The sequence below is a fragment of the Yinghuangia sp. YIM S10712 genome, from assembly GCF_051388935.1.
GTDB lineage: Bacteria > Actinomycetota > Actinomycetes > Streptomycetales > Streptomycetaceae > Yinghuangia.
In genome coordinates, this window is the sequence record NZ_JBPKBI010000008.1 from 164,102 (window position 1) to 165,520 (window position 1,419).

Here is a 1,419-nt window from a genome sequence, read left to right on the forward strand (position 1 = left end):
TTCCTCGACCACGCCTGGGCGGGCCGGGGAGGCAGCCTCGAACGCGCGTGCAGGTCGTGCCACGGGGCCTTGACGGCCTCGTCGGCCCCGGCGGCGTGCGCAGGTCCTGCGGTTCCGCCGGGTGGGGCCGGCGATCTGTTGGGGCGGGTCGACGAGCCGGGCCCGACAGCCTGCCCCTGCCTTTCGAGCCGGTAGTCCGTTACCAGCGAGGCCTGGCGCCTGGAAACCGGGCTTCGCCGCGACGCGGGGAGTCCGGTCGGGGCGCTGAGGGGACCGGTGAACCTCTGCGGTCGCAGAACACGCCGAACAGGCCGACAGCCGTTCGGTCTTGACCCTTGCCGCGCCGACGCCTATTCCTGACGGCATGTCAGATACCCGTGCGGTGCCCGTCGACACCCTCCTCGACGTTCCCCTCCACCAGGCCGCCGACCGGTCCCGCGCACTGAAGGACGCCGGATTCGACGGCGTTTTCACGTTCGAGGGGCCGCATGACGTCTTCCTGCCGCTCGGCCCGGCCGCCGCGGTCGGGCTCGACATCATGACGAACATCGCGGTCGCGTTCCCGCGCAGCCCGGTTCACCTCGCACACGCCGCGTACGACCTGCACACCGCGTCCGAAGGGCGCTTCCGGCTCGGCCTCGGCACGCAGATCAAGGCCCACATCGAACGCCGCCACGGGGCCGCGTGGTCGCGCCCGGTCGCGCGCATGGCCGAGACGCTGCGCGCGGTACGTGCTGTCCTCGACTGCTGGCAGACCGGCGAACCCCTCGACTTCCACGGCGACTTCTTCGACCTCACGCTGATGCCGCCCGCGCTGCGCCCCGCCCCCAACCCGTACGGTGTGCCGCCGCTGTTCGCCGGAGGCGTCGGGCCCGGCATGCTGCGCATGGTCGCCGAGACCGCCGACGGCCTGCTCGTGCACCCGTTCAACTCGCCCGCCTACCTGCGCGGGACGCTGCTGCCGAGCGTTGCCGCGGGGCTGGCCGACGCCGACCGCGCACGGGACGGATTCGCGGTGGTGCTCGACGTCATCGTGGCCGCCGCACGCAACGAGGAGGAGCACGTGCGGGCTCTGGCCGGGGCACGGGCGATGGTCGCCTTCTACGGCTCGACACCCGCGTACCGGCCGGTTCTCGACGCCGAGGGCTACGGCGACCTGCAAGCCGAGCTCCACGGCCTGGTCAAGGCCGGACGCTGGGCCGACCTGCCCGCCGCCGTCGACGACACACTCCTGCACCGACTCGTCGCCGTCGGCACGCCGGACGAAGTCGCGCGCGCCCTGACCGCCCGCGCGGACCTCGTCGGCGCCGACCGGCTGGGGTTCTATCTGCCCTACCGTGCCGATTCCGGATGCGTGTCCGAGGTGTTGGACCGCCTCGCGACGCGTTCGGCGACGCGTTGACGCGGGGGGGGGGGGGG

General features: G+C 73.2%; 1 protein-coding gene. It reads left to right on the forward strand.

The window, feature by feature from the left end:
* Positions 1 to 364 precede the first annotated feature (364 nt).
* On the forward strand, positions 365 to 1,402 hold the full coding sequence (locus ACRX5W_RS18630; RefSeq protein WP_436789313.1) for a TIGR03617 family F420-dependent LLM class oxidoreductase: 1,038 nt from the start codon (positions 365 to 367) through the stop codon (positions 1,400 to 1,402).
* Positions 1,403 to 1,419 lie beyond the last annotated feature (17 nt).

Bases quoted from the DNA above. Each gene is read 5' to 3' on its own strand.
- ACRX5W_RS18630 (WP_436789313.1), top strand. From the start codon at position 365: ATGTCAGATACCCGTGCGGTGCCCGTCGACACCCTCCTCGACGTTCCC.